Below are 23535 nucleotides of genomic sequence, written 5' to 3' on the forward strand. Positions count from 1 at the left end.
TCTCCTTGACTCCTCCGGCGGTGATCCCGACGCTACGGGCGATGGCCTGCGCAAACATCGCGCCGCCGAGGGATTCGGCGTCCCTCGCGCGGGGGACGCGGCCACACCCGCCGACGGGCAGAGTTGTCACAGGCAGCGCGCGACCCCGGCGCACCGAGCTGGCTAGGATCGAGAGCTCCGACGACGCGAAGGCGGTGGCGAACCAGTGGACGTGAGCCGGTCGCTCGCTCGCCAGTCGTTGCTGGTCGCGGTGGTGGCGGCGCTGATCGACGCGATGGTGCTCGGTCTGAGCGGGGTGTTCAGTGTCGCGCCGTGGCAGACCGTCGCCGCGGTGGCGGGCTTCGTCGCCGTCGATCTGGCCCTGGCCGCACCGCCTCGCACGGCCGGTGTGGTCGCGGTGGCCCATGTCGTTGTCCGGCTGATGGGCGCGTGGCTGCTGCACTGGCACGGTTTCGGCGCGCGCTTCGCCGATGTCGGCTTTCTGGTGGCCGGTTATCGGGCGGGTGCGTGGCTGGCCGGACCGACATCGGTGCTGACCATGCTGGTGATGTGTGGCGGTGTCGCGGCGGGGCATCTGCTGACCGCGAGTTACGCCACCCGCGACTGGCGAATACTGGTCACCTCGACGGTCGCCGCGGGCTGCGTGCCGTGGCTGGTCGGGCGCTACACCGCGGCGCGCGGCGCCTATATCGCGGACCTGGAGCAGCGCGAGCGCCTGCGGCGCCGGGATCATCAGGTGGCGCTGGAGCGGGCGGTGACCGAAGAACGCGCCGCCATCGCGCGGGACCTGCACGATGTGATCTCCCACCATGTCAGCGCCATCGGCATCCACGCGGGCGCGGCGCGAATGGCCTTGTCGGACAGCACAAATGGTGCGGCTACCCGCTCCCTCACGGCGGTCGAGTCGAGCAGTAGGGCCGCGATGGTGGACCTGCGGCGGCAACTCGATCTGCTGCACGGCCGCGACGACGAGGGGCAACGCCAACCCGGCCTGGTCGATATCGACGGCTTGGTCGAGCATGTGCGGGCCGCCGGGCTGGCCGTCGAGGTCGCCGTGCGCGGTGCGGTGGTCGACCTGCCGGAGTCGTTGGATGTCACGGTGTATCGGATCGTGCAGGAGATGCTGACCAACGCGCTGCGCCACGGTGACGGCGAACATGCGCGGCTGACGGTGGAGTACCTCCCCCATCGGGTGGTCATCCGCGCTACCAATCCGATGCCACCGGCACCGACCGCCACCGATACCGCGGCACCGCGCGGCCTCTGCGGGATTCGCCGCCGCACCGAGCTTTTCGACGGCACACTCGACTACGGTCTCGATCCCGCCGGAACCTGTTGGCACACCACGGTTTCCGTACCGATCGGTAGCGTATGACCGCGCCGCTCCGGATTCTGATCGCCGACGACCACAGCATGTTCCGCTCCGGGTTGCGCGCGGTCCTGGACAGCCAGGCCGACCTCGACTGCGTCGCAGAGGTCAGCGACGGCCGCACCGCCATCGCCGAAACCGCCCGGCTGCGACCGGATGTCGCGATTCTCGACGTGCGCATGCCCAAACTGGACGGGCTCGCCGCCACCGAGGCCATCGTCGCCGCAGGTGGCACCCACGTGCTGGTGCTCACCACCTACGACAGCGACGCCAACCTCTACCGAGCGCTGCGCGCGGGGGCGAGCGGATTCCTGCTGAAGAGCCTGCCGCCGGAAGAACTCGTCGCCGCGATCCGGATCGCCGCCCGCGGCGACGCGCTGATCGATCCTTCGATGACCCGCCGCCTGGCCGCCCGCTTCGCCGCCACCCTCGCCCCGCCGACCGACCCACCCGAGATCGGGCAGCTCACCGCCCGCGAACTCGAAGTGCTACTGCTGCTCGCCGACGCCCGCAGCAATGCCGAGATCGCCGGCCTGCTCGGCGTCGGCGAGGAAACCGTGAAGACGCACGTCTCCCGCGTACTGGCCAAACTCGGTGTGCGCGACCGCATCCACGCGGTCGTCTACGCCCACCAGCACGGCCTTGTCCCCCGCACCCCACCCGGCCCTCGATGACCGATGCGGCAGTGCGCATCATGGATGGCATGAATGATCACGCCATTGCCGAAGAGCTTGCCGAGGTCGTCCGGCGTCGCGGTCTGACGGTGGCGGTCGCGGAGTCGTTGACCGCCGGTCAGATCGCGACCTCCTTGGGCGCCGCACCCGACTCCGCCGAGTGGTTCCGCGGCGGCATCGTCGCCTACGCGGCAGAGGTCAAGCACAAAGTACTCGGCGTGCCCCGGGTGCCGGTGGTGTCGGAGACGGCGGCCAAGGCGATGGCCGAAGGGGTCAACTCCCTCCTGGGCGCGACGCTGTCGGTCGCTGTCACCGGCGTCGGTGGACCGGGCCCGCAGGATGGCGAACCCGCCGGGTCGGTGTGGTTCTCCGTCGCCGATGACAGCGTGACGGCCTCGCATCGCCAGTTCGACGGCGATCCGGAGCAGGTGCTGGAGCAGACCGTGCAGCGCGCCCTCGAACTGCTACTGGAGGCGGCGCGGCGGCACTGATCAGGTACCCGTCGGCGGCTCACCCACTGTCGTCGACGGGTCGACCAGGCCGAACGCCTCGCCCTGTGGGCCCTGGACCACGCCCATCCGGCCGAACGGGCTGTCGAACACGTCCATCAGGACCGTCGCGCCCAGCTCGGTGGCCTTGGCGACGGCCGCGTCGGTGTTGTCGACCTGGAACCAGACCAGCCAGAACGACGGCGAGTCCCCGGGCGTCTTTGTAGCGTCGTTGATGCCGCCGACCGGGTCGCCGTCCTGGGTCAGGCCGAAGGTGGAGTAGACGAAGTTCTGGCCGTCCCCGATTTCGGTGTAGTGCCAGCCGAATACGGCCGCGTAGAACTCCTGCGCCTGCTTGTACCGATCGGTGTGCAGCTCGTTCCAGCAGTAGGCGCCGTGCTCGTTGTGGATCCCGGCCCCGTTGTGCGCCTTGGCTTCCCACACACCGAACACCGCACCGGCGGGATCGGTCGCGACGAACATCCGGCCGACATCGAGCACGTCGAAGGGTGCCATCAGCACCGAACCGCCTGCCGCCGTGACTTTCTCGGCAATCGCGTCGGCGCTGTCCGCGGCGAAGTAGGTGGTCCACACCGACGGCATCGCCATGCCGTCGGGTTTGGGCCCGATGCCCGCGGCGGGCCTGCCGTGCCGTAGTGCCATCAGATAGCCGCCTGCGTCCGGCGGGCCGTCCATGATTTCCCAGCCGAACAGTTCCCCGTAGAACTCGCGGGCCCGCGCGGTGTCGTCGACCTGACTGTCGACCCAGCTCGGTGTCCCCTGCGGCCATTTTCCGTCGTGCGTGGGCATATCCGTGGCCTCCTGACCTCGGTGCGCTGAAGTGCGGCCGGTCGCGGCCTGCACGGCGCCAAGTCAACCATCGCGGCACTCGCGAATCAGCCGATCGACAATTCCGGCACAGCACACCGAATCCATAATCGGAGAAGCTTCGCGAACCGGACACACCGTACTGATTTGTTGCCCTGACAAGGGATGATCAGGAGTATGGCGGGATGATCACAACATCCGACGTCGGGCGCGAACGTCTGCGGCTGGACGAACTTCCGGTTCGTCCCATTCATCGCAAATTGGTCCTGCTCGTCGGTGCCGGATTGTTTTTCGATCTGTATGAATTGTTTCTCGCCGGGACCATTACCGGGGTGCTGAAACAAGAGATGCACCTGTCGACGTTTCAACTCAGCGGGATCGTAGGGTCGGCGTTCGCCGGACAGTTCCTCGGCGCGCTGGTGATCGGCCGGTTGTCGGATGTGTTCGGCCGGCGCCGCATGTTCATGATCAATATCGCGTTGTATTCCGGATTCACGCTGCTGGGCGCGTTCAGCCCGAACATCACCTTTCTGATGGCGACGCGGTTCCTGGCCGGACTCGGGATCGGCGCCGAGATGACCGTGTCGGACACCTATCTGTCGGAAGTTGTTCCGCCACAGGTGCGTGGGCGGATGATCGCCATGGCGTACACGATCGGTTTCTGTGCGGTGCCGACCGTCGGGTTCCTCGCCAAGTGGCTGGTTCCGTTGCAGCCCTTCGGCATCGAGGGCTGGCGCTGGTTGTTCGTGATCGGCGGGCTCGGCGCGGCCGTGGTGGTGTTCGCACGGCGTGACATGCCCGAATCGCCGCACTGGATTGCGCGGCAGCAGAACAAGACCGCTCTCACGCCGTTCAGCGCGATCGTCCGGCCGCCCTATCGGGCGAGGACCACACTGTTCTCCGCCGTGATGATCCTGCAGGTCTTCGGCTACTACGGGTTCGGCACCTTGGCGGTACTCGTGTTGGACCGCAAGGGATTCGAGGTGGTGACCTCACTGAGCTACCTGGCCGTCACCTATCTCGGCTATCCGCTCGGCTCCCTGCTGGCGATCCCGCTGATGGAGCGGATCGAACGCAAGCACCTGGTCATGGGAACCGCCACGCTGATGGCGATCTTCGGCCTCATCTTCGGCTTCGCCACCAGTGTGCCGCTGATCCTGTTGTCGGGCGGGCTGTTCACCGTGGCGAGCAACGTCTTCTCCGATGCCATCCACGCCTACCTACCCGAGTCGTTCCCCACCGCGGTGCGCGGAACCGCCTCCGGCGCAACCTATTCGCTGTCGAAGGTCAGCACCGCCCTGCTGCCGTTCCTGCTGCTTCCGCTGCTGGACCGACCGAACGGGCCGGGCCTGGTGTTCTCGGCGATAACCGTCGCGCTGCTCGCCATGGTTGCCCTGGTCGGCATCTGGGGCCCGCTCACCGGCAGGCGGGCGCTGGACGCGGAGTGAGCATCCGCCGCTAGGGACTTCGCGCGGTGCGGCCGCCGGAAAAACGGCTCGTCTATTTATCACGCCCGTGATACTTTCGCGGCATGGGGCACATCGACATCAACGGGATCGGGTATGCGCTTCCCGACGGTCGCGTTCTGCTGGACGAGATTTCGTTCCGGGTCGGCGAGGGCTCGAAGGTCGCCCTGATCGGCGCGAACGGTTCCGGGAAGACCTCGCTGCTGCGCATCGTCGCCGGAGATCTGACGCCCAGCACCGGCGCGGTGACGCGCAGCGGCAGCCTCGGCGTCATGCGGCAGTTCATCGCCCGCGAGGACGCCGACGTGCGCGACCTGCTGTTGTCGGTGGCGGCGCCGCGATTACGCCAGGCCGCGGCAACGGTAGCCGCGGCGGAGGCGAAGATGTTGGCGCGCAACGACATCGACACACAGATGGCGTACGCGTCCGCACTGGCCGAATGGGGCGACGCGGGGGGATACGACGCCGAGGTGCTGTGGGATGTGTGCACCATCGAGGCGCTCGGCGTGCCGTTCGACCGATGCCTGCGGCGTGCGGTGCGGACGCTGTCCGGTGGCGAGCAGAAGCGTCTCGTGCTGGAGGCTTTGCTGCGCGGCACGGACGAGGTACTGCTGCTGGACGAGCCGGACAACTTCCTCGATGTGCCCGGCAAGCGCTGGCTGGAGAGTCGGCTGATCGAGACGCCGAAGAGCGTGCTGTACGTCAGTCACGACCGCGAGCTGCTCGCCCGCACCGCGCAGCGGATCGTCACCGTCGAGCTCGGCGCGGCCGGGAACACCGCGTGGGTGCACCCGGCCGGGTTCGAGACGTATCAGGCCGCGCGCGCCGACCGGTTCGCGCGACTCGACGAGCTGCGACGGCGATGGGACGACGAACACGTCACGCTCAAAGAGCTGGTGCAGATGTATAAGCAGAAGGCGGCTTACAACTCGGACATGACGTCGCGGTACCGCGCGGCGCAGTCCCGACTCGCACGGTTCGAGGAGGCCGGGCCACCCGAGGCGCAGCCACGGCAGCAGCACGTGGCGATGCGGTTGCGCGGCGGGCGGACCGGTAAGCGCGCCGTGGTATGCGAGCGCCTGGAGCTCACCGGCTTGATGCAGCCGTTCGACCTGGAGGTCTGGTACGGCGATCGGGTTGCCGTGCTCGGCGCCAACGGCTCGGGCAAGTCGCACTTCCTACGGCTGCTCGCCGCCGGCGGCACCGACCCGGATCCCGAGCATCGACCGGTCGGCGACCTGACCGTCGAACCGGTGTCACACACCGGGCGGGCGCGGCTCGGGGCGCGGGTGCGCCCGGGGTGGTTCGCGCAGACCCACGGTCGCCCCGACCTGGCCGGCCGCACGCTGCTGTCGATCCTGCACCACGGTGACGAGCATCGGACCGGGTTGCCGCGCGAGGAGGCGTCCCGGGTGCTGGCCCGATACGAACTGGCAGGCGCGGCGGAGCAGACGTTCGACTCGCTCTCGGGCGGGCAACAGGCGCGGATGCAGATCCTGCTGCTCGAACTCGGCGGCGCGACACTGCTGCTGCTGGACGAACCGACCGACAACCTCGATCTCGTCTCCGCCGAGGCCTTACAGCAGGCGTTGAACAGCTTCGACGGAACGGTGCTCACGGTTACCCATGACCGATGGTTCGCCAGGGACTTCGATCGCTTCCTCGTCTTCGGCGCCGATGGTGGTGCCTACGAGTCGGCCGAGCCGGTGTGGGACGAAGGGCGCGTCACCCGGCACAGAGCCTGATCCGCCACCAACGGTGTTGCGCCCCAGCGTTTATCACAGCTGCGATACATTGGCCCGATGCCAGCTCGCATCGACGCCGAACAGCGCCGCCGCCACGTCGTCGAGGCGGCCTTCCGCCTAGTGGTCGCCGAAGGCCTCGACGCCCTTTCCCTGCGAAAGGTCGCCGTCGAATCGGGATTGAACATTGGCTCGGTGCGGCACTACTTCGATGACCACCAGGACCTCCTCGCCGCCGCGGCAGCCGAGGTCGGCGACCGCATGGGACAACGACTTTCCCGCCATCCCATCGCAGCCCTGCGCGGATTGACCGGCCGTCGCGCCGTCGACGCCCTCCAGTCGCTACTCGAAGAGCTGCTTCCGATAGATGAGGAACGCCGAACCGAGTCGATCGTGCTGCTGGAGTTCATCGTTGCCGCCCGGACGAAGCCGGTATTCCGCCCGGTCACCGAACAGATGGCCGCCGATCTGCGCCAGGTGGTCACCGATTCCCTGCGCGCCCTCGCCGTCCCCGCGCCGCGAGAACAGGCCGCACAACTCACCGCGATCATAGAAGGGCTGAGCTTGGATGCGGTGACGCCACACGGTTCGCTAACGGTCGAGCGCCTCCGCAAAACCCTTCGAGCGCATCTGCGTTCGCTGCTCGGCTAGCGAATCAGTCGTTCAGACGTGCGTGTCATCGCCCACCCTGGCCGAGCAGTTGTCAGGCTGGCTTCGGGCCACCGTAACACCGTTCAAGATAGTCTCGCCTTCGAGGGTTGAGTAAATGCCGCCACCGAATCGGTCACCGCCGCTCTTCAATTCACAAGGGAATACAATTGGTTGTTGGAGAGAGCGTTTCTGACCGCTAGAGGCTTAATGTTACCGGCAGTCAGCCGGAACCGGGCAGGTGCAACAAATGAGAACCCTAAAGATCAACCACGCTTCACCGGGGTTCTTTTAACCCCGGCGAAGCGGCGTGTTCCCAGGTTCCGTGTTGTCATCGGTTAATTCGGTTGCGGTTGACCGAGTACGACCACCCGTTGCCATCCGATGTGGCGACCCAGGTACATGAGGTCGAGGCCCTATCATCCCTGTAGCGGGCGTCTACGCATTCGTTACGAGTGCCGAAGGAGAATGATTCGGTCGGGAGGTGGTGTGCGAAGCCTGGATCCGTGGGGCGTTCCGGGTCCGCAGCGGCAACACCAGCGGAAAAAGCGGCAGCCGCGAACATCATAATCCCGACAGTGCTTGCTTTGCGCATGATTAATTCTTCCTTCTACGGTAGGTCGATAGGCTCAATCACCATCGACGTTGTCCTTCGAGCAGCGACAATCGGCGGCGCTGACGCGTCGCATCATCTATGCTGAATTCTTTGCGCTATACGGATTGGTCAGCAGCGAACAAATCTAAGAAAATGTTGCGCTACCTCCGTAAAGCCGGAGGCCGCAGCCACCTTCACTGAAATATATTGACGCTCCACGTGATAGCGAACCCTCGTCCGGCGAACTCACAAATTCCCCCCTTGGGCATGATTCGATCTTATCAATCAGTATCGTCATACAAAGAGGAAAGCGCTGCAATATGTCTGCCAAAACATGGCAGACATATGCCACGTTGTGGCAGTCAGCGGTGCACTAAGACGGTGAACGGGCCGACCTCGGTACGAGTGAACTCCGCGCCGTCGAAAAGGGCGCCCGGGAACGAGATCGTTGTGTAGGTGCGGGTGCCGCCGTTGTCGTGCAGTGGATCGCTGGCCAGCCTCAACAGGTAGTCGGATCCGGAGCGGCGCAGCACGAACACCGTGGGAGCAGGGCGTGGACTGCGATCGAGTTCGCCAACCAGCTCGCTGGGCGTGCTCAGTGCTGCCCAGTTACGGATCTGCTGCACACGGGAGTCATAGGAAGACAACGGATTCGAGTATCGGGCGCTTTGGGCGAGGAACCCTCGGTACGGATAGATCGCCAGCAGAGTTGTGTCCCCGGTCAAGACCACGCTGTCGCGGCGGGTCCGGCGCGTCATGTCGATGATAGCCGCATCGACGCGCTCGTATTCGGCCACCGATGAGACCGGGTATCCATCAGCGCGCACCCCGTCGCCATCAGTGTCGGTGTAAGCAGCGCCGATTGGCACGCCGAGTACATCCGGGACATGCTGGGAGAACCCCAGCACGCCGATCACTGCGACAGCGGCCGTGACGCGATGAAACTGTGCGGGCCGGCGCAGGATCGTTGAGATCGCGCGGATCATCGTGGCTGCCGTGAACACCCCAATAGCAGCGATGAAAACCCGACCTGTAGCGCCCCATTCGTCCGCATAGACCTCGGTCTCGCTCAATGCCTCAATCCCACGCAGCCGCAGGTATGTGCTCCAGGCCAGCGCGGCGAGAATAACCGCTGACGAAGTCATGAACAGCCATCGCCCTAGGACGCTCTGCCACTTTGGCCATCCTTCGATGGCAGCGACTCGATTGGTCGACACAGTCAATGCCAGCAGCGCGACGAACGTCACCGCACCGGTAGCGATCACGAAGGAGGCTTTGTTGAACGCCGCACACAGCCCCAGATAGGCCACCACACCTACGAGCCGCGCCCACACCTCAGCCGCGCTGGTGGCACGACGCGTGATCCCCGCGGTTGCGGATTGGCCTGCAGGACCTCGCAGCCCGGTCCACGCTGCGAACAGTGCAGGAACCAACAACAGCAGACAGATCGTGAACGCCGGATCCGGTGCGGCGTAGGCAACAGCCACCGCCGTGGTGACGCTTGCGAGCACGATCGCGATGTCGGTGCGTAGCATCCGTGACCACCAGACCAGTGCGAGAACCGCCGCAGCTGCGATCGAAGCAATCGCATACGGTTTCAACGCCTCCCACCCTGGTACCCCAGCAACCACCGCTACACGGCCACCCAGCCAGTACCAGCCGGCAGACTGATCCGGAGGCAGGCCGACATAGGTGCCGTCTTGCCACGCCGGACTATCGGCGAAACGCGTCAGCAACTCGCTACGCCACTGCTGATCAGGCGACAAACCCGACAGGTACAGGCGCGACGCGGCCAATGGCATGCCGATGGTGACCGCCACAAAACCTGATAACCCGATCCACCCCAGCACTCGCGTCAACTTCATCCGCAACCTCGCAGCCGGTACCGAGAGTTGCCTGCGCGCCATCACCACCGCGGCACACAATACAGCGATTGCCGAGACCTGACCGACTGTAGTCAACGCCCGCAGCACGTGAGAGGTGGTGAACGCGGGCCACCTAACACTCGACTCCACCACTACGACGACGGCCGCAACCGCCACCGCAACACCAACGGCAACAACACTTTCAACGATTGCCGAAGTGAGTTGTAGCCCCTCGGGACGATCGTCGCGCACTGATCTGCCTGGCACGTGCTGCGGATCCCCGGCAGCCTCCACGTCCTTGCGCCGTGAATCGTTCTGTCCGCACAAGACCGGAGAAACCTTCATGGTCGAAAGCTACGGGATCTTGCTGTCTGCCTAGCATCAGACCTCCTGGCAACACCCGACTCTCAAACCGGCACCCCAGGTGACGCGCGAACTGACCAGCCTCGTCGGCCCTGGAGTCTCCTGCACTCGATGACTAACTGTGACGATGCGCGGCGTGTCGCGGTGCGCCGAGGTAGGCGACCGCATAGGACAACGACTTTCCTGCCATCGCAGCGCGGCATTGCGCGGATTGACCGGCCGCCGAGCCGTCGACGCCCTCCAGTCACTGCTCGAAGAACTGCTGCCGATCGACGAGGAACGCCGAGTCGAAACGATCGTGCTGCTGGAGTTCATCGTCGCTGCCCGGACGAAGCCGGTGTTCCGCCCGGTCACCGAACAGATGGCCGGCGACATGCGCCAAGTGGTCACCGATGCCCTGCGCGGCCTCGCCGTCCTTGAGCCACGAGAACAGACCGCACTACTCACCGCGATCATAGAAGGGCTGAGCTTGGATGCGGTGACACCGAACGGTTCGCTCGGCGTCGAGCGCCTCCGTAGAACCCTTCGGGCGCACATACGTTCGCTGCTGGTCTAGCGATTCGGTCGCTCGAACACCAAGGTGACCGTGCCTTCGGCACCGTAGATGCCGCCGCCGTATGCGGTGGTTCCGTCTTCCACCACGATTTTGTTGCCGCTGACCGTGCTGCCGGTCAAGACAAGCGTTGCGGCGGAGTTGTAGATCCCACCCCCATACGACGCGGTGTAGGCATTGAGGTCGTCGTCCTCGCTGACGCGTTGGGCCACAGCAATATTGTCGGTGACCTTGCTGTTGTCGAGAGTGGCCGTGCCACCATCGCTGTTGTAGTAGCCGCCACCGGAGCTCTTGTACTTCTGTTGCGCTTCAGCACGATTGTTGGTGACGGCGGTGTTGGTCAGCTTCAGCGTGCCGCCCTGGTTGAAAATGCCGCCGCCATCGCGGGCCTTGTTGCCGGTAACGAGGCTATCGGTCAACGTGACCGACCCTTCGAGTTGGTGAAAGCGCCGCCACTGGTGCTCGACGAGTCGGCGCCGGTGAGGATGACATTGGTCAGCGAGAGCGTCCCGCCCTCCTTCACTTTGATGAAGCCATAGTGATCGTCGTTCTGATGCTTCAGGGTGAGTTTGCCGCCTTTGGCGGTCAGGGACAGGGTGCCGTTGACGGGGTGTTGCCGTTCGGTGACGGTCACGACGCACCCCGCCTCGGGCGTCTCGATCGTCTCTTCGACCGTGCCGTCGTCGTTCGCCTTATCCATCCAGGCGGTGAACATCTCTGCCGTGGGGCATGAGTCCGCTTGTGCGGCAGGGACAGTCGGCGTGAGAACGAATAAGCCCATACATGCGACACTCGCCAGAATCCTCGCGGTTACGGCCATGAATGCGGTCACATCTCCAGTTCTTCCTCGGGGAATGGGCGCGGGCAGCGCGCGATCGCTATTCGCTGCCCGGACCCAGGTGGATGGGTGCGCGGGAGCGTGGGCGGGCGGGTTGCGCGAGTCAAGTCACTGCGCCTGCAACAGGACGGCCATCACCGAATCGGCGCCGAACCACCAGGCAGCTACGCCCGGCACCCGGGCATAAGAAAAGAGGCTCCCGGAGTGATCCGGAAGCCTCTTCCATTTGTAGCGGGGACAGGATTTGAACCTGCGACCTCTGGGTTATGAGCCCAGCGAGCTACCGAGCTGCTCCACCCCGCGTCGGTAAACACAACATTACACACGGGTTCACGTCGATGCCAAATCGCCTGGTCGGCGGGCATATTTGCGATGACTGAGCGCCGTTCGCGGCGGGCGTACCCGCAGCCGGAAATCGAGCCGGAGACCACGGGCCACACACGGCGGGAGCCGGCGAGCCGTGCCCGAAGCACCCGGTTTCGCTATGCCGATGGGCCTATCACTGCCGACGGCAACCGCTTAAACGTGATCCGGGTCACTATATCGTAGTGATCTCGAACACATAACGTTGCTATAACAGACCGTCCAGAATGCGTGTCGATGCCATTTCCGACCTGCGCAAAGGATGATATTCGGGTTATTCGCTTCATGCAATGCGAGCGTTATCAAGACGTGATCTGCCGAGATTTCTTCGTTACCGTGCGTTCACGGCCCGGATCATCCGTGAAGGGCTCGAACTCGAACCGTTCGTATACCGGCGACCCTGTCCCGCGGTTCGAGGATCCCCGACAACCTGGGGGCAGGGGCCCGGCAGCTGGATCGCCGAGGCTGGTAGGCGCAGGGAGGGAAATGCACTTATGACTGAGAACCGGAAGTTCAACGCCCGCGCCCTCGGCTTTGCCGCTGTTACCGGCGCCCTTGTTGCCGTCCCGTTCGCATTCTCCACCGCGACCGCATCCGCCGCGCCCGCCCACGACTGGGACGGCGTCGCACAGTGCGAGAGCGGCGGCAACTGGGGCATCGCCACCGGCAACGGCTACTACGGCGGCCTGCAGTTCTCGCCGAGCACCTGGGCGGCCAACGGCGGCCAGGGCTCGGCCCACACCGCAAGCAAGGAAGAGCAGATCCGCGTCGCGGAGAACGTGCTCGCCACCCAGGGTGTCGGCGCGTGGCCGTCCTGCGGCAAGTACCTGCGCCCGGGCACCTCCGCGCCGGAGCCGGAGGCCGTCGTGGAGCCGGAACCGGCCCCCGAGCCCGCCGCCCCCGCCCTGCCGCTGCCGGGCAGCTCCAAGGCGCTGGTCGACCAGGCCAAGGCCGTGGGCAGCGACCTGGCCAAGCAGCACGGCCTGGAAGCCCAGTACCTGCAGATCCTGGAGCAGAACGGGTCGCTGATCGAGGCGATCGCCGGCCGCTAAGCGCCTGCAGCACAACGAAAGCGGCGCTGCTGTCCCTGGGGACGGCAGCGCCGCTTCGCGTTTCGGTTCGGACCTACCTCAGCGACCGGCGTCCTGGTACGCCTTCGCTGCGGCGTCCAGCTCGTCCAGCGCCTTGCCCAATTCCTGGAAGTTGCCTGAACGCATGGCATTTCGCAAGGCGTCGATCTTCCGGTTCAGCTCAGCGGCTGCGGCGTCCTTGGCGGGCGACGAGCCGGGTGGCGGGGTGACACTGCCCGGCGGCGGGGTGGGTGTGCCACCGGTGTTCGGCGGCGGCGTGGTGCCTTCCGCGGGTGGCGGCACGGTACCGGGGCGCGGCCTAGTACCGGAATCGCCACCGAACGGAGTGGCCAGCGCACCGCTGCCGGGCAGCACCTGGTTCAACGCCTCAGCCAAAGTCGAGGCGTAGCCCACCTTTACGCTGCCCGCGTCATCCCGGTAACTCACCAGGACGCGCAGCAGCTGCGGGAAGGTCGCGGTGTTCGCTCCGGTGTTGCGTTCGTTGTAGAACGGCTCCACGTAGAGGATGCCGCCGTCGGCGATCGGCAGGGTCAGCAGGTTGCCATATTTGATCTTGTTCGAGTTGGACAGCAGCGTCTTCTCCCGGGAGACCTCCGGCGCTGTCGTCATCCGGTTCTGGGTCTGCTGCGGGCCGAGGGTCTGCGTATCGGTCGGCAATCGCAGGATCGTGAACTTGCCGTAGTCGTCCGGATCCGACCGCACGGAGATATACGCCGACAGGAACTGCCGGTTGTAGCCGACCATCGCACTGGTCAGGTTGAAGACCGGCTTGTTTCCGCCCTTCGAGTCACCCAGCAGCACGTAGTAGGGCGGCTGGTTGGCCGGTGCCCCACCCTCGATCGTCGGATCGGCCGCCACCGACCAGAAGGCGTTGTTGGTGAAGAACTCTCGCGGATCGTCGACGTGGTACTTCGTCAACATCTCGCGCTGCACCTTGAACAGATCCTCCGGATACCGGAAGTGTGCGCGCAACTCCGGAGTGATCTCACTCTCCGGCTTGACCGCCCCGGGGAACACGCCGCGCCAGGCCTTCAGCACGGGATCCTTCGAGTCCACCTCGTACAGGTTCACCGTGCCGTCGTAGGCGTCGACGGTGGCCTTCACCGAGTTACGGATGTAGCTGACCTCCTTGCGCGGAATCAGCCTGCCGGTCTTCTTGTCGATGCTGTCCTCGATGCCGTCCAGCGAGGTCTTCTGCGCGTACGGGTAGTTGTCGAGGGTGGTGTAGGCGTCGACGATCCACTGGATCCGGCCGTCTACGACCGCCGGGTAGGCGTTGCCGTCGGTGGTCAGCCACGGCGCCACCTTCTGCACCCGGTCGCGCGGGTCACGATTGAAGATGATCTTGGAGTTGTCGCCGATGGCCGAGGAGAACAGGATGTTGCGCTCGGCGTACTTGGCGGCGAAGGCGAGCCGGTTGAACCAGTTGCCGATCGGCACGCCACCCTTACCGTCGTAGGTGAACTGCGCGGTGTCGGAATCGTATTCACGGGGCCGCTGGCCTTCCGTGGTGCCGACGATCGAGTAGTCCGGGGTGGCCTGCGAAATCACCTCGCCGAAATAGATACGCGGCTGGTCTACCTTGATCCGCTGCTTGTCCTTCGGCGTGAACAGGTCGCTGACCATGAAGATCGGGTAGCCGCTGTCGCTGCTGCCGCCTGCCGCGTTCGGATCGTCGGACTGCGGCTTGTTGACCCGGTTCGCCGGCGCGGCGACGAAACCGTTGCCGTGGGTGTAGACGGTGTGCTGGTTGATCCAGTCCTTCTGGTTACCGCTCAACGCGGCGGGCGAGAGCTCGCGCGCGGCGACGATGTAGTCCTGCACATCGCCGTCGAGGTTGTAGCGGTCGATGTCCAGCGACTCGGGGAAGCCGTAGAAGTTCTTCAGCTGGCGCAGCTGGGTGAAGGTGGGCGACAAGATGTTCGGATCGAGCAGCCGAGCATTGCCGATGGTCGCGGCATCGACCGGCACGTCCAGCGGGTTCTTCTTGCTCTCGCCCTTGTAATCCTGATAGTTGATCTTGTCGTCGGTGATCCCGAACGCCTGCCTGGTCGCGGCGATGTTGCGTTGGATGTACTCGCTTTCCTTGTCCGCGGCGTTCGGACGTACTGAGAACTGCTCGACCACCAGCGGCCACACCGCGCCGACCAGGATCGAGGACAGCACGAGCAGCGCGGCCGCCATCGCGGGCACCCGCAGATCGCGCAGCACGATGCCTGCGAAGAAGGCGAGCGCGCAGATCACCGCGATGGAGAGCAGGATCAGCTTGGCGGGCAGCACCGCGTTGATGTCGGTGAAGGAACCACCGGTGAAGGTGGGCTCCTTACGACTGCTCATCAACAGCTCATAGCGATCGAACCAGTACGCGATCGCCTTGAGCAGCACGAAAACCCCGGCCAGCACGGCCAATTGGATGCGCGCGGCGCGGGTCAGCGTGCCCTCGCGACCACTCAGCCGCAGACCGCCGAAGATGTAGTGCGTCACCAAGCTGGCGAAGAACGCGATGACCACCGCGACGAACAACCAGTTCAGCACCATCCGATACAGCGGCAGCTCGAAGGCGTAGAAGCTGACGTCGAGATGGAACTGCGGGTCCTCCTCGCCGAACTTGCTGCTGTTCAAAAACAGCTGCACGGTGACCCAATTCGACTGCGCCACCAAGCCGGACAGCAATCCGAGCAGTACCGGGATGCCGACACCGAACAACCGCAGCCTGCTCATCACGGTGGTGCGGTAGCGCGCGATCGGATCGTTCGGCCCGGCCACCGGCACGAACACCGGCCGCGAGCGATAGGCCATCAGCAACGCCAGCCAGACGATCACGCCGACGAAGATCGCCACGCCGACGAACAACAGGATCCGGGTCACCAAGACCGTGAGATACACCTCGCGGAAACCGACTTCGCCGAACCACAACCAATTGGTATAGGTGTCGGTCAGCCGTGGACCGAGTAGCAGCAACGCCGCTAAGGCAATGGCCGCCAGCAGCAGCACGCGGCTGCGTCGGGAAAGCGAAGGTAAGCCGGTGGGGGGCCGCATGCCCACGATGCCACTCTCCAAGGTCCGGCGGCACTCGCGCCGATACAGCAGGCCGAGACGCCGCAGTCCGATAGTGCGGGGTGGTCCTTACGGACCGTCGGGGCCCACTCTACGGAATCGGACACTGATCACATGCTCTGCCCGCGATTCGACGCTCGAAAATCCGCTCCCGGCGCAAATTCGAGCGCCGAACTCGGGTTTGTGAATAGCGTGTCCAGTCGATTTGATTGGATGTCCCCCGTGACTCCCGCAGATCTGCACGCCGAATTGGTACTCGCCCGCGCCGTCCGGGAGGTGGCCGATTTCGTCGACGCCGAAGGGTGGGGAAGACCGCCGCAGATGTTCGCGCTGGTACCCACCGCCGACCTGATCGCGGCGCAGCCGGAGCTGCTCGAGGAGGTCGACGAGGCCGCCGAGCTCACTCCTGTTGCGCAGGAGTCGTATCCGGACGAGGTGACCGGCGGCTCGGTGGCGCTGGACGAGTACCTCGCGACCACCAGCTGGCCGCCCGCCGTCCAGGGCTGCGTGCTGGTGCAGGAGATCGTGGTGCTGCCGCCCGACGCCGAGTCCTCCCTGGACGAGGCGCTGGTGCCGCTGCTCGCCGACCACGAGGCGGCCGACGCCGCCGCCAGGGCCGCGGCCGAGTCGCATCCGGAGCGGCGCGAGGCCCGTCTGTTCGCCGCGGTGCTGCGCGAGGGCGCGTCGCTGAGCCTGCTGCAGTTGCGACCCGAAGAGGACGCCGACGACTTCGGCGATCTGGACCTGCGCACCTACCCGAACCTGGCGCCCAACCTCATCGACGCGCTGCACGCCACCCTGGAGTGGGCAGGCGACTGACCGGCTCAGCCGCAGCTGACGGTCTCCTTGCCCGCGTTGATGTCGTTGAGCGATTGCACGGCGCCGGTGAGGTTTTCGACCTTGACCAGGCGCAGCCCCTCGGGGGTTCGCTGCTTGGCCTCGTTGCAGTTCGCGGCGGGCACCATGAAGGTCTCCGCGCCCGCGTCGCGCGCGGCCATCATCTTGTATTGGATGCCGCCGATCGGACCGACCTTGCCCTCCTGATCGATGGTGCCGGTGCCCGCGACGAACTTGCCGCCATCGAGCTCGCCGGGGGTGAGCTTGTCGATCAGCGCGAGGCTGAACATCAGGCCGGCCGACGGTCCGCCGATGTCGGCGAGGTTGAAGGTCACCTGCAAGGGCGGGCGCGCACCCTCGCCCGGTGTGACGCCGAGGTAGCCCTTGTCCTTGTCGTCGGGTCGCGCACCGAGGGTCACCTGCAAGGTCTGCTCGGCGTTCTCGCGGCGCACCTGCACGGTCAGCTGCGCGCCCGGCGGCTGCTCCGACACGGCCGTCACCACGTCCTTCGGCGCGGCGATCGGCGCGCCGTTGATGCTGATGATCTCGTCACCGGCTTTCAGCACATCCTTGGCCGGGCCGTCCTCGGCCACCTTGCGCAGCAGCACCACGGTCGGCATGTTCAGGTAGTGCAGCGCCGCGACCTCGGCATTGCCCTCGGAATCCTTGAAGTCCTGCTGGTTGGACTTGTCGATCTCGTCCCGCGACACACCGGGCGGGTAGACCTCGGCGCGCGGCACCAGCCCGTACCTGCCGCGCGCCCAGAACCCGAACGCCTTGAAGATGCTCAACCCGTCGTGCACCGACACGGTGGTCATATTGAGGTGACCCGTCGTCGGGTCCACCTCGGTGCCGCGGACGTCGACCACCTCTTTGCCCTCGACCTTGCCGAGGGTGTTGAAGGTGGGGCCGGGGCCGAGTGCGACGAACGGCACAGTGAGCACGCTGCCGAGGGCGCCGAGCACGAGCACCGGGATCAGGGCGGCCACCAGGGTGAGGATCCGACGATTCACCTGGACCACAGTAGTGATGGCCGCCGTCGAAGGACGCCGGAGGCGGACATTCGGTGCTCGCGCGCGTCCCCGGTTTCGCGCCGCGCGAACATCAAGTGCCTGCACTACACGCGTAATGTTGGCCGTATGAGTGACGTCCCCTTCGGATTTTCGGACCGCGACGACGACGACCGCAAGCGCGGTGACGAGCCGGGCGGTCCCGAGTCGAACAATCCGTTCGGAGTGGGTGGACCCGGTGGCGGTTTCGATCCGTCACAGCTCGGCCAGATGCTGACCTCGCTCGGCCAGATGCTCAGCGGCATGGGTCAGCCCGGTTCGGCGCAGGCCGGTCCGGTGAACTACGACGTCGCCAAGCGACTCGCCCGGCAACAGCTCGGGTCGAGCGTGACCCCGGTGTCGGCGAGCACCGCGAGTGCCATCGCCGATGCCGCGCACCTCGCCGAGCTCTGGCTCGACGGCGCGACCACCCTGCCCGCGGGCGCGACCAAGACCGTCGCGTGGACCGCCAACGACTGGATCGAGGAGACGCTGTCCACCTGGCAGCGGCTGTGCGACCCGGTGGCGCAGCAGATCTCGGGCATGTGGACCGCGTCCCTGCCGGAGGAAGCCAAGGAGTTCGCGGCGCCGATGGTGGGCATGCTCGGTCAGATGGGCGGCCTCGCCTTCGGTTCACAGCTCGGTCAGGCGCTCGGCCAGCTCGCCAAGGAGGTGCTGACCTCCACCGACATCGGCCTGCCGCTCGGCCCGACCGGTACCGCCGCGCTGCTGCCCGCCGCGATCTCGGACTTCAGCGCGGGCCTGGAACAGCCGGAGAGCGAGATCATGGTGTTCCTCGCCGCGCGGGAAGCGGCGCACCAGCGGCTGTTCGGTCACGTGCCGTGGCTGCGCCAGCAGGTGCTCGCCGCGGTCGAGGACTACGCGCGCGGCATCCGAATGGACTTCTCCGCGCTGGAGGAAGCCGCCCAGGGCATCGACCCGATGGCGCTGACCGATCCAGGCAAGCTCGAGGAAATCCTGTCGCAGGGCGCGTTCGAGCCGCAGACGACACCGGAGCAGAAGCAGGCGCTGGAACGGCTGGAGACGCTGCTCGCGTTGATCGAGGGCTGGGTGGAGGTCGTGGTCACCGACGCGGTCGGCGATCGGCTGCCCGGCGCCGGTGCGCTGGCCGAGACCCTGCGGCGGCGCCGCGCCACCGGTGGTCCCGCCGAGCAGACCTTCGCCACCCTGGTCGGGCTGGAACTGCGGCCGCGCAAGCTGCGCGAGGCCGCCGCGCTGTGGCGCAGGCTCACCACCGACGCGAGTGTGGAGCAGCGCGACGGCGTCTGGGCCCATCCGGACCTGCTGCCCGACTCCAACGACCTGGACTCCCCCGCCGGCTTCATCGATGCGGTGATCGGCGGCGGCACCACCGCGTTCGACGATCCGCTGGCGCAGCTGGCGGAGACCGAGGCGCGCGAAAAGGCCGAGCGGGACAAGACCGACGCGGCCGATCCGGGTGCGGACGACGACCAGCCCGGTCCGGACCTGGGCAAGGACAGCGGCCCGTCCGCCTGAGTGTCCTGTTGATAGCCACGAATCCCTGTGCATAACTACGGGATTCGTGGCTGGTCGGCGCGTACGGGGTCCGCATACTGCCGGACATGACCTCACTGTGTCGTGGCCCGCTGCTGCCCCCGCAGATCGCCGTGCTGGTGCGTCCGTCCGGCGTCGTACAACTCGGCTGGCATCCCGAGACCGCCCTGCTGCTCGACCCCGCCGGGCTCGACGCCGACACCGTGCTCGCCTTCCTGCGCCTGCTGGACGGGACGCAGACGCGGCCCCAAATCGTCTGGCGCGCCGGGGAATGCGGCATCGAACCGGACCACGCGATGGCGCTGCTGGACGTGCTGGACGAGGCCGGACTGCTCGAGCATCCCGAGGACCGCGGCGGGCGGATCAGGTCGGTGCGGGTGCACGGGCTCGGTCCGATGTCCGACGCGATCACCACGGGCCTGCGCAAACTCGGGGTGCGGCCGAGCCGTTCGCGCGACTACCGGCCGCACGCGGCCCCGGTGTCCGGTTGGCAGACCGACCTGGTGGTGCTGGCCGATGTGCTGGTCGCCGACCCGCGGCTCACCGACGATCTCGTGCAACACCGGATCGCCCATTTGCCCGTGCGGATCCGCGACGGCCGCGGCGTGATCGGCCCGCTGGTGCTGCCCGGCGCGACCAGTTGCCTGCGCTGTGCCGATCTGCTGCGCGCCGACTACGACGCGGACTGGCCGCACCTGGCCGCGCAGTTGCTGGGCCGGGTCGGCCACGCCTCGCCGGCCAAGATCGCGGCCACCGCGGCCCTCGCGGTGAGTGAGGTGGAGGCCGTCCTGGCCCTGTCCACCCGCCGGGCACCGGCCACCTTGGACGCGACGCTCGAGGTCGACCTGGACGCGTACCTGCTGGATCGGCGGCAGTGGCCGCGGCACGAGGACTGTGGCTGCCGCCGAATTCCGGCCGGGCTCACCGCGTGTCGAGATCGCCCGGATACCTCGACCGAGGCGGAGCACGAGTGATCGGGGTCACTGCCATCAGCGGTGTCTATTGCAAGATTGCCGTGGCTAAGAAGTGCTTCCTTCCGCCATGATGGGTACGTGTCTGAGATCGTGCGCCGTCGCTCGTCCCGTAACGCCAAGTTGGCCAAGATTCCGCTCGGCATCGCCGGGCGGGCCGCCGTGGGGTTCGGTAAGAAGCTGGCCGGTGGCGACAAGTCCGAGATCAACGCGCAGCTGAACCAGAAGGCCGCTGAGCAGCTGTTCACCGTGCTCGGTGAGCTCAAGGGCGGCGCGATGAAGTTCGGGCAGGCCCTCAGCGTGATGGAAGCCGCGGTGCCCGAGGAGTTCGGCGAGCACTACCGCGAGGCCCTCACCAAGCTGCAGGCCGCCGCGCCGCCGATGCCCGCCGAGACCGTGCACCGGGTGCTCGACCAGCAGCTGGGCACCCAGTGGCGGCAGCGGTTCCAGGAGTTCGACGACAGCCCCGCCGCGTCGGCCAGCATCGGCCAGGTGCACAAGGCGGTCTGGTCGGACGGGCGCACCGTCGCGGTGAAGGTGCAGTACCCCGGCGCCGACGAGGCGTTGCGCGCGGACCTCAAGACGCTGAACCGGATGACCGGACTGCTCGCCTCGGTCATCCCCGGCGCCGATGTGAAGCCGATCCTGGCCGAGATCACCGAGCGCACCGAGGAAGAGCTCGACTACCGCAACGAGGCGGCCAATCAGCGCGCCTTCGCCAAGGGTTTCGACGGGCATCAGGACATCGTGGTGCCCAAGGTGGTGGCCAGCGCGCCGAAGGTGATCGTCACCGAATGGCTGGACGGCACCGCCGTCTCCTCGATCATCCAGGCCGGTGCCGCGGACCCCGAGGGCACCCGCGAGCTGCGTAACCGGGTCGCGACCCTGATGGGCCGGTTCCACTTCTCCTCTCCCGAGACCGTCGGCCTGCTGCACGCCGACCCGCATCCCGGCAACTTCATGATGCTCGCCGACGGCAAGCTCGCGGTCATCGACTTCGGCGCCTGCGCACCGCTGCCGAACGGCTTTCCCCCCGTGCTCGGTCAGATGCTCGCGCTCTCGGTCGAGGAGCGCTTCGAGGAACTGACCGAGCTCATGTACGACAACGGCTGGGTCATTCCCGGCCGCACTGTCACCCATCAGGAGATCGCCGACTACCTGCGCCCGTTCACCGACCCGATCAAGTCCGACTCGTTCCACTTCACCCGCAAGTGGATGCAGCGGGTCGCGGGCAAGGCCTCCGACATCTCCAGCCAGGAGATGAAAACCGCACGCGCCCTGCAACTTCCGGCCGAATACGTGATGATCTTCCGGGTGCTCGGCGGCTCCGTCGGCATCCTCGCCCAGCTCGACGCCGAACTGCCGTTCATGGAACTGGTCCGCACCTGGATGCCGGGCTTCCGCGAGGAGCGCACGGTCAGCTGAACCGGTGACCCGGCCCGCGACGCGAATTGCGGGATGCGGGGTCGCCGGTCGATTAACCTCATCCTCGGCTCGGATCGTCTCCGTCGACGAAGGGTGATGACCATGTCGCGCACCGGTCGGATAGTCGGTGTCTCGATCGGCGCGGCCGCGGCGCTGGGGGTGTCGATGGCGCCGGTCGGTGCCGAACCCGCCGCCGAGGCGCAGTCGGTGGTCTCACTGTCGGTGGGGCCGGGAGTATCGACCGAGGTGGGTGGCAAACGCGTCGTCAGCCTCATCTGTGCACCGAAGATCGGCGGCACCCATCCGAAAGCCGAGCAGGCCTGTGCGAATTTGGCGGCGGCCGACGGCAATATCCGGGCGCTCGCCGACTTCACCGTGCCGCCGCTGTGCTCCCAGGACTTCGTTCCGGTGGTCGCCGCCATCGACGGTGTCTGGCGTGGCGAACCGATCTCCGACCATGGCTTCTTCTCGAACGAGTGCGTCTTGCACGCCACCACGGTCGCGGTGTTCGACTTCTAAGCCCTGGGAAGTATTCCGATCAGCGTGATGTAAACACGCGGATTCCGTACCGCACTCCTGCCACTGTGCGATGGGATCGAGAGAGGTTTTTCGGCAGGTGCGGTACGGAAGCGACGACCAGGCGCGGTGGCCTGGACTCGGCAATGTCGTGCACGACCGCAGGCGTGCGGCTCGGCTGACGCTGGCACAACTGGCGGCGAAGACCGAATTGTCGCAATCATTTCTGAGCCAATTGGAGAACGGGCGCACCAACACGAGCCTGCGCTCGCTGCAACGCATCGCCGACGCGCTCAGCACCACGGCGACGGAGCTACTGGCGGCGGCCGACAGCACGCCCGGCTCGGTGATCGTGCGCGCGGGCGAAGGCAGCCTCGACCAAACCGATTGGGACAACGACGGTTCGGTGCGCTCACTGGTGCACGGCGCCAGGGAACTGCGAGCGCTCGAGTTCACCGGCGGAACCCGGCGGGGCGAGCGCGAATTCACCCATGGCAACGACGAATTGATCTATGTGGTCTCCGGGACGATCACGGTCGTCGCCAGTGGCGAAGAGGTGATCCTGTCCACCGGAGACTCCTATTACTGCCCGTCGGGCGTGCGCCACCGCTGGTGGGCGCACGCCGACGACACCAGAACACTACTGCTCGCCGTTGCCGACGGGCTGACGGTCCGCCGGGCACCCCACGGGCCACGGCGAACCGGACTTCCAAAACCCCGGTAGCACAACGCAAACGAGCCGCCCACCGGGCAACGGTGAGCGGTTCGTCTGCTTTCTCGTTCGTTGGCTCGGCCCGTGTCAGGACCAACCGAATCGAGCACATCGACCGGAGGGAGGGAAGCTACTCCCGGATTCATGCCGGGACCGCGATCTTGCGCGGACGGCCGCGCGGGCGCTTGCGTTCGATGACGACTCCCTGTTCGAAGATTTCGCCACCCCAGACACCCCACGGCTCACGCCGATCCATGGCTGCGGTCAAGCAGCCCTTCCGGATGGGGCAACTGGCGCACAGCGCCTTGGCCTGCTCCAACTGGTTAGGGCTCTCGGCGAACCAGAGATCGGGATCTCCGGCACGGCAAGGCAGCACCTTGTTGACCTCCCTGGCCCGGGTGATGGGGGCCACGGTTCGGCATGTCACGTCAGTAGTGGCCTCTGGCCATTCCTGGGCGGTGAACACGTCGTTCTCCTTCAGCTCGTTGCAGCGGTTCGTTGTGTGGTCCGCGAAACCGGTGCCGGCTGGCTGAAGGGCCGAAAAAGATT

21 protein-coding genes and 1 tRNA gene are annotated in these 23535 nt (G+C 66.3%); 14 read left to right on the forward strand and 8 right to left on the reverse strand.

The genetic code is table 11. The features are described from left to right. Positions 1–211: 211 nt before the first annotated feature. The 3 genes from NN4_RS10975 to NN4_RS10985 are packed head-to-tail and all read left to right on the forward strand — an operon-like array spanning position 212 to position 2534. Positions 212–1375: a sensor histidine kinase gene (locus NN4_RS10975; RefSeq protein WP_246180818.1), complete on the forward strand. Its 1164-nt coding sequence runs from the start codon at positions 212–214 to the stop codon at positions 1373–1375. After that, a complete protein-coding gene (locus NN4_RS10980) occupies positions 1372–2043 on the forward strand; it encodes a response regulator (protein WP_147129829.1) in 672 nt (223 codons plus the stop codon). The genes NN4_RS10975 and NN4_RS10980 overlap by 4 nt, the downstream gene beginning before the upstream one ends. A 29-nt stretch (positions 2044–2072) precedes the next feature. Next, positions 2073–2534: a CinA family protein gene (locus NN4_RS10985; RefSeq protein ID WP_147129830.1), complete on the forward strand. Its 462-nt coding sequence runs from the start codon at positions 2073–2075 to the stop codon at positions 2532–2534. Here NN4_RS10985 and NN4_RS10990 read toward each other — a convergent pair whose 3' ends face one another. Continuing rightward, positions 2535–3341 carry a VOC family protein gene (locus NN4_RS10990; RefSeq protein ID WP_147129831.1) on the reverse strand — a complete coding sequence of 269 codons (807 nt, stop codon included), beginning with the start codon at positions 3339–3341 and terminating at the stop codon, positions 2535–2537. 203 nt (positions 3342–3544) lie between these two features. Here NN4_RS10990 and NN4_RS10995 point away from each other — a divergent pair, with 203 nt between their 5' ends. The 3 genes from NN4_RS10995 (at position 3545) to NN4_RS11005 (ending at position 7218) form a co-directional block, all read left to right on the forward strand. Next, positions 3545–4807, forward strand: coding sequence for an MFS transporter (locus tag NN4_RS10995; protein WP_147129832.1), 1263 nt, complete (start codon positions 3545–3547; stop codon positions 4805–4807). 83 nt (positions 4808–4890) lie between these two features. Further along, entirely contained in the window at positions 4891–6570 is a 1680-nt protein-coding gene (locus tag NN4_RS11000; protein WP_147129833.1) for an ABC-F family ATP-binding cassette domain-containing protein, read from the forward strand. Between the two features lie 57 nt (positions 6571–6627). After that, positions 6628–7218 carry a TetR/AcrR family transcriptional regulator gene (locus NN4_RS11005; RefSeq protein WP_147129834.1) on the forward strand — a complete coding sequence of 197 codons (591 nt, stop codon included), beginning with the start codon at positions 6628–6630 and terminating at the stop codon, positions 7216–7218. A 954-nt stretch (positions 7219–8172) separates the two neighbouring features. Here the strand turns inward: NN4_RS11005 and NN4_RS11010 are convergent. Continuing rightward, positions 8173–10020, reverse strand: coding sequence for an arabinofuranosyltransferase (locus NN4_RS11010; RefSeq protein WP_147129835.1), 1848 nt, complete (start codon positions 10018–10020; stop codon positions 8173–8175). Between the two features lie 154 nt (positions 10021–10174). On the opposite strand from NN4_RS11010, the gene NN4_RS11015 reads away from it, so the two are divergent. After that, a complete protein-coding gene (locus NN4_RS11015) occupies positions 10175–10594 on the forward strand; it encodes a TetR family transcriptional regulator C-terminal domain-containing protein (protein ID WP_222595020.1) in 420 nt (139 codons plus the stop codon). On the opposite strand, the gene NN4_RS11020 is transcribed toward NN4_RS11015, so the two are convergent. The 3 genes from NN4_RS11020 to NN4_RS11030 all read right to left on the reverse strand — a co-directional run bounded on the left by NN4_RS11020 (position 10591) and on the right by NN4_RS11030 (position 11732). Next, positions 10591–11010 carry a hypothetical protein gene (locus NN4_RS11020; protein ID WP_147129836.1) on the reverse strand — a complete coding sequence of 140 codons (420 nt, stop codon included), beginning with the start codon at positions 11008–11010 and terminating at the stop codon, positions 10591–10593. The two genes, NN4_RS11015 and NN4_RS11020, sit on opposite strands and share 4 nt — an antisense overlap. Next, positions 11007–11306, reverse strand: a complete 300-nt coding sequence (locus tag NN4_RS11025; protein ID WP_147129837.1) for a hypothetical protein — start codon at positions 11304–11306, stop codon at positions 11007–11009. Before NN4_RS11025 ends, NN4_RS11020 begins: the two co-directional genes overlap by 4 nt. 352 nt (positions 11307–11658) lie before the next feature. Further along, positions 11659–11732: transfer RNA gene (locus NN4_RS11030), tRNA-Met, on the reverse strand. A gap of 554 nt (positions 11733–12286) precedes the next feature. On the opposite strand from NN4_RS11030, the gene NN4_RS11035 reads away from it, so the two are divergent. Then, on the forward strand, positions 12287–12844 hold the full coding sequence (locus tag NN4_RS11035) for a transglycosylase family protein (RefSeq protein ID WP_135232959.1): 558 nt from the start codon (positions 12287–12289) through the stop codon (positions 12842–12844). A gap of 78 nt (positions 12845–12922) precedes the next feature. On the opposite strand, the gene NN4_RS11040 is transcribed toward NN4_RS11035, so the two are convergent. Beyond that, positions 12923–15928: a UPF0182 family protein gene (locus NN4_RS11040; RefSeq protein ID WP_147129838.1), complete on the reverse strand. Its 3006-nt coding sequence runs from the start codon at positions 15926–15928 to the stop codon at positions 12923–12925. 225 nt (positions 15929–16153) lie between these two features. On the opposite strand from NN4_RS11040, the gene NN4_RS11045 reads away from it, so the two are divergent. Continuing rightward, entirely contained in the window at positions 16154–16759 is a 606-nt protein-coding gene (locus NN4_RS11045) for a PPA1309 family protein (RefSeq protein ID WP_107658922.1), read from the forward strand. A gap of 5 nt (positions 16760–16764) precedes the next feature. Here the strand turns inward: NN4_RS11045 and NN4_RS11050 are convergent, their stop codons facing one another. Continuing rightward, positions 16765–17790, reverse strand: a complete 1026-nt coding sequence (locus NN4_RS11050) for a YlbL family protein (RefSeq protein WP_186818366.1) — start codon at positions 17788–17790, stop codon at positions 16765–16767. A 126-nt stretch (positions 17791–17916) separates the two neighbouring features. Between NN4_RS11050 and NN4_RS11055 the strand changes: the two genes are divergently transcribed. The 5 genes from NN4_RS11055 (at position 17917) to NN4_RS11075 (ending at position 22998) form a co-directional block, all read left to right on the forward strand. Next, the gene (locus NN4_RS11055) at positions 17917–19344 is read left to right on the forward strand and encodes a zinc-dependent metalloprotease (RefSeq protein WP_147129840.1); all 1428 of its coding nucleotides are present in this window, start codon (positions 17917–17919) and stop codon (positions 19342–19344) included. 86 nt (positions 19345–19430) lie between these two features. Then, on the forward strand, positions 19431–20336 hold the full coding sequence (locus NN4_RS11060; RefSeq protein WP_147129841.1) for a hypothetical protein: 906 nt from the start codon (positions 19431–19433) through the stop codon (positions 20334–20336). 78 nt (positions 20337–20414) lie between these two features. Continuing rightward, the gene (locus NN4_RS11065; RefSeq protein ID WP_147129842.1) at positions 20415–21758 is read left to right on the forward strand and encodes an ABC1 kinase family protein; all 1344 of its coding nucleotides are present in this window, start codon (positions 20415–20417) and stop codon (positions 21756–21758) included. 102 nt (positions 21759–21860) lie between these two features. Beyond that, positions 21861–22277 carry an SSI family serine proteinase inhibitor gene (locus NN4_RS11070; protein ID WP_159080686.1) on the forward strand — a complete coding sequence of 139 codons (417 nt, stop codon included), beginning with the start codon at positions 21861–21863 and terminating at the stop codon, positions 22275–22277. A 97-nt stretch (positions 22278–22374) separates the two neighbouring features. After that, positions 22375–22998, forward strand: a complete 624-nt coding sequence (locus NN4_RS11075; RefSeq protein ID WP_222595021.1) for a helix-turn-helix domain-containing protein — start codon at positions 22375–22377, stop codon at positions 22996–22998. Between the two features lie 130 nt (positions 22999–23128). On the opposite strand, the gene NN4_RS11080 is transcribed toward NN4_RS11075, so the two are convergent. After that, a complete protein-coding gene (locus NN4_RS11080) occupies positions 23129–23398 on the reverse strand; it encodes a WhiB family transcriptional regulator (RefSeq protein WP_107658928.1) in 270 nt (89 codons plus the stop codon). Positions 23399–23535 lie beyond the last annotated feature (137 nt).

It is taken from the genome of Nocardia ninae NBRC 108245 (assembly GCF_007990755.1).
GTDB lineage: Bacteria > Actinomycetota > Actinomycetes > Mycobacteriales > Mycobacteriaceae > Nocardia > Nocardia ninae.